Origin of the sequence: Vibrio genomosp. F10 str. 9ZD137, assembly GCF_049974785.1 — a bacterium.
Taxonomy (GTDB): domain Bacteria; phylum Pseudomonadota; class Gammaproteobacteria; order Enterobacterales; family Vibrionaceae; genus Vibrio.
In genome coordinates, this window is the sequence record NZ_JBNGCJ010000303.1 from 1 (window position 1) to 4,837 (window position 4,837).

5 protein-coding genes are annotated in these 4,837 nt (G+C 44.7%); 4 read left to right on the forward strand and 1 reads right to left on the reverse strand.

The features are described from left to right. Both ACP45E_RS05565 and dapD read left to right on the forward strand, forming a co-directional pair. A partial coding sequence (locus tag ACP45E_RS05565; RefSeq protein WP_141707239.1) for a redoxin domain-containing protein occupies positions 1–336 on the forward strand: 336 nt, incomplete at its 5' end. A 371-nt stretch (positions 337–707) separates the two neighbouring features. After that, complete coding sequence (gene dapD / locus ACP45E_RS05570; protein WP_017038529.1) at positions 708–1,739, forward strand: 2,3,4,5-tetrahydropyridine-2,6-dicarboxylate N-succinyltransferase; 1,032 nt, start codon at positions 708–710, stop codon at positions 1,737–1,739. On the opposite strand, the gene ACP45E_RS05575 is transcribed toward dapD, so the two are convergent. Beyond that, positions 1,722–1,979 (reverse strand): hypothetical protein, encoded by a 258-nt coding sequence (locus ACP45E_RS05575; RefSeq protein ID WP_069584782.1) that lies wholly within the window; start codon positions 1,977–1,979, stop codon positions 1,722–1,724. The two genes, dapD and ACP45E_RS05575, sit on opposite strands and share 18 nt — an antisense overlap. An 84-nt stretch (positions 1,980–2,063) precedes the next feature. On the opposite strand from ACP45E_RS05575, the gene glpK reads away from it, so the two are divergent. Both glpK and ACP45E_RS05585 read left to right on the forward strand, forming a co-directional pair. Beyond that, positions 2,064–3,581: a glycerol kinase GlpK gene (gene glpK / locus ACP45E_RS05580; protein ID WP_017035752.1), complete on the forward strand. Its 1,518-nt coding sequence runs from the start codon at positions 2,064–2,066 to the stop codon at positions 3,579–3,581. A gap of 165 nt (positions 3,582–3,746) precedes the next feature. Continuing rightward, positions 3,747–4,514, forward strand: coding sequence for a DeoR/GlpR family transcriptional regulator (locus tag ACP45E_RS05585; protein WP_017035753.1), 768 nt, complete (start codon positions 3,747–3,749; stop codon positions 4,512–4,514). Positions 4,515–4,837: the final 323 nt, after the last annotated feature.

Below are 4,837 nucleotides of genomic sequence, written 5' to 3' on the forward strand. Positions count from 1 at the left end.
GATGGCGGTATCGGCCAAGTTAAATACCCTCTAGTTGCTGATGTTAAACACGAAATCTGTAAAGCATACGACGTTGAGCACCCAGAAGCTGGTGTTGCTTTCCGTGGTTCTTTCCTAATCGATGCTGACGGTCTTGTACGTCACCAAGTAGTAAACGATCTTCCACTAGGTCGTAACATCGACGAAATGCTACGCATGGTAGACGCACTAAACTTCCACGAGAAGAATGGTGAAGTTTGTCCTGCACAATGGGAAGAAGGCAAAGCAGGTATGGACGCATCACCAACAGGTGTTGCAGCGTTCTTATCTGAGCACGCTGACGACCTTAGCAAGTAATTGATTCGGTCTCTCTACTTAAGTAGAGACAACATCCGAGCTCAAACGGGTGATATGGTTGGACTCTTTTTAAAGAGAACATATAAAGCGAAAAGCTATAGCGCAAAGCGCACGCCAATCAGTAATAAGTAAAGTCTTAATCAAAACCCGAAGCATTGCTTCGGGTTTTATTTTGTCTGCCGCACACTGTCTAATACACATTATTTTCTTAATGGACAAACATATCTCTAATAAGACAAGACATATCGGTTTACAGACTTTCTCTACTTTAGGGCTTTAAAGTCTGTAAGCCTCTCACTATGATGGACAGCATCAAATATAAAGCAGTGAAACTTATCACCGCTTAACCGAATATACGCATGGAGATAACTATGGCTAACTTTGCACTTGCCTTTGGTACAGCAACTAAAAATCGAGACGGAAAAATCATTGAAGCGTTCTTCCCTCATCCAGTATTGAATCCTAGTGATTCTCTGGTGAATGCTATTGCAGCGGTTTCAGGTTACGAGCAAGGCAACCAAGCAATCGAAATCTCAGCAAAACAAAGTGCCGAACTAGCAACGGCCTTCGCTGCCAATGGTGATGTAGCTAATGCTTCTTTTTCAGAAAAAGCAGCGTCTTCTGAGCAACCACTGGTATTAGTTATCTTAGCGACAGACGAAAAACCACAGTCAGTAGCCGAAGGATTCTTAAAGCTACAGCTTATCTCTAACCGTTTAGTTCAGCCACACGGTACAGTTCTGGATGGCATTTTTGGCCTGCTGCACAACATTGCATGGACAAACGAAGGCCCTATCGACCTTCCAGAATTGGCTGAGCGTCAAATTGAAGCTCGTCTAGCGGGTCGCGCATTGAGTGTCGATTGTGTAGACAAGTTCCCTAAAATGGTCGATTACGTTGTACCAACAGGTATCCGTATTGCTGATACTTCACGCGTTCGTCTTGGTGCGCACGTGGGTGAAGGCACAACAGTTATGCACGAAGGTTTCATTAACTTCAATGCTGGCACGAAAGGCGTAAGCATGGTTGAAGGACGTATCTCTGCTGGTGTTGTCGTGGGTAATGGTTCTGATATCGGTGGTGGTGCGTCTATCATGGGTACGCTATCTGGTGGTGGTACTATGGTTATCTCTATCGGTGAAAACTGCCTACTTGGTGCCAATGCTGGACTGGGTTTCCCAATGGGTGATCGCTGTACGGTTGAATCTGGCCTCTATGTAACAGCAGGGACGAAAGTTCGCATGCTAGACAAAGAAGGCAACGAAGTAGAAATCATCAAAGCTCGTGACCTGGCAGGCGTTTCTGATCTTCTGTTCCGTCGCAACTCTGTGACTGGTCAGATTGAGTGCCTAGCAAACAAATCAGCGGTTGAGTTGAACTCTGAGCTACACAGCAACAACTAATGAGATTGCATCTGGTTTAATTTTGTAGCAGCCTCCTCGTGAGGCTGTTTTTTTTACTTTGTTATTTCGACTGGCTAGTTCTATCTCGGCTTCTTCTTTCTTCTTTCTTCTTTCTTCTTTCTTCTTTTGCAGCCTAAACTTAAATCGACACGTACCCTTTACAATAAAACACTTTAAGTTAACAAAAAATAACGCGCTAACGCTCACTTTTAAGGTTCGTTTATTTTCGTTTTCATCCAAACGTGCACAATATGTCTTTAACGATAATTTTAATCATAAGCATATCAACTAAGATACCGATGATGGAACAACAGGAAACTTATCATGGCTGAGCAGAAATATATTGTTGCGTTAGACCAAGGAACAACCAGTTCTCGCGCGGTCATTCTCGATCATGACGCTAACATAGTGAGTGTTTCTCAACGTGAATTCACGCAAATTTACCCAAAAGGTGGTTGGGTTGAACATGATCCACTTGAAATATGGGCGACACAAAGTGCGACCCTCGTTGAAGTTCTAGGCAAATCGAGCATTCGTAGTGATCAAATCGCCGCCATTGGCATTACTAACCAGCGCGAAACTACGGTTGTCTGGAATAAAGAGACCGGAAAGCCCGTATACAACGCCATTGTTTGGCAATGTCGACGCACGGCTAGCATTTGTGAAGAACTCAAGGAGCGAGGTTTGGAGCAATATGTGCAAGACACGACCGGCTTAATTCTTGACCCTTACTTTTCCGGCACAAAAATAAAGTGGATTCTCGATAACGTAGAAGGCGCACGAGAAGATGCCGAAGCGGGTAAACTCTTGTTTGGAACAGTGGATACTTGGCTAGTATGGAAAATGACTCAGGGCCGCGTACATGTGACCGACTACACCAACGCGTCTCGCACCATGCTATTTAATATCAATGATTTAACATGGGATGAGACACTTTTAAACGAGTTAGGTATACCGGCTTCAATGATGCCCGATGCACGACGTTCTTCAGAGATCTATGGCGAAACCAACATTGGAGGAAAAGGCGGAACACGAATTCCTATTGCAGGCATCGCAGGGGACCAGCAAGCTGCCCTTTATGGCCAAATGTGTGTAGAAGCCGGGCAAGCGAAAAACACTTACGGGACAGGCTGTTTCTTATTAATGAACACGGGGCAAACCAAGGTCTCCTCTAAAAACGGTCTGCTTACCACGCTCGCTTGCGGCCCCAACGGTGGGCCAGCCTACGCGCTTGAAGGAGCTGTCTTTATGGGCGGAGCTTCTATTCAGTGGCTTAGAGACGAAATGAAGTTGTTGTCTGACGCTAAAGATTCAGAATATTTCGCCACTAAAGTCGACTCTTCCAACGGTGTTTATGTCGTCCCTGCTTTTACTGGATTAGGTGCCCCATATTGGGATGCTTACGCAAGAGGCACCATTGTTGGCCTAACACGTGGCGTGAACTCAAATCATATTATCCGCGCCACACTCGAAGGCATTGCTTACCAAACTCGTGATGTTTTGGATGCCATGCAAGCAGACTCTGGAATTAAACTTTCGTCACTTAGAGTCGATGGCGGCGCTGTTGCCAATAACTTCTTGATGCAATTCCAATCGGACGTACTCGATACGGAAGTCCACCGGCCAGAAGTCACTGAAGTCACCGCAATTGGTGCCGCTTACCTGGCTGGCTTGGCGGTGGGATACTGGGGAAGTGTTGATGAATTAAAAGGAAAGGCGGTACTCGATAGAAGCTTCATTCCACATCATGACGAAGAGAAACGAAATCGCCGATACAAAGGTTGGAAACGTGCCATAAAATGCACACAAGCTTGGTCAGAATTGCGCGATCTCGAAGACTAGTCACGCTTTATGATTAAAAAGAGCGCTGTTACGCGCTCTTTTTGCGTTTTAAGACAAATAATCACCCATCTATTCTTCAAAGTTCACGCGCTCTCACGCACAATAACCCAAAATATAATCTTGAAGCGATATTCAACCGTCCACGCTCAAGACTAGGGATCATCAATGAAACAAATACCAAGGCACCAGCAGATCATTGAACTGGTAAAAAAACAAGGCTATGTCAGCACTGAAGAACTCGTCGAGCAGTTTGATGTTAGCCCACAAACAATAAGACGTGATCTGAATGAGCTCGCCAATGAAAATAAGATTAGGCGTTACCATGGCGGAGCAACCATTCCATTAAGTTCAGAAAACACCGCTTATAACACGCGTAAGAACATGAACTTCAATGAAAAGGATGTTATTGCTGATGAACTGGTTAAGCACATCCCAGATGGTGCAACGCTCTTTATCGATATAGGCACGACACCCGAAGCAATCGCTCGAGCGCTCAATAAGAACCATAAACGGTTAAGAATTGTCACCAATAACCTGAATGTCGCGACCATTTTGCTACCCAATCCAGAATTCAATGTCATTCTGGCTGGCGGTGAAGTGCGCAATAGAGATGGCGGCATCGTTGGTGAAGCCACGCTCGACTTCGTCAAACAATTTCGGCTAGATTTCGGCATACTTGGCGTTAGCGGCATTGACTATGATGGGTCGCTACTGGATTTTGATTATCATGAAGTGCGAGTAAAACAAGCCATCATAGAGAATAGCCGTAGTGTTTACCTTGCTATTGACCACAGCAAGTTTGGTCGCAATGCAATGGTTAAGCTTGGCAATGTGTCACAACTCCACATGCTCTTCACCGATAAAGAGCCGCCGAAAGCGATTTCTAACCTATTGAAAGAGCACTCAATTCCACTTGAAGTGGTCGCAAACTAGATCGAGTACGCGATGACTTTTGATGATAGCACGACTAAGCCGCTATCACTTTAAACCTCTACGCACATGCTAGAGGTTTTTTTATGCCTAAACCATTTTATTTCATATTCAATCACTCTGTTTGTTCCTAAATTAGATAAAACGCGCATTAACGAAAATAAATGATGATCACAAACGAAACCTAGGTTACGATTAATCCATGTTCAAAAATGCTCGTTCGCTCACAAAGAGGCATAACACATGAGTACTCAACACAATAACACTACAACCCTAGACATGATCATTATTGGCGGGGGGATTAATGGCGCAGGGATCGCCGCCGA

What these genes read in the sequence shown, in the direction of transcription:
- dapD (WP_017038529.1), top strand. Translation starts at nt 708, where the DNA reads ATGGCTAACTTTGCACTTGCCTTTGGTACAGCAACTAAAAATCGAGAC.
- glpK (WP_017035752.1), top strand. Translation starts at nt 2,064, where the DNA reads ATGGCTGAGCAGAAATATATTGTTGCGTTAGACCAAGGAACAACCAGT.
- ACP45E_RS05585 (WP_017035753.1), top strand. Translation starts at nt 3,747, where the DNA reads ATGAAACAAATACCAAGGCACCAGCAGATCATTGAACTGGTAAAAAAA.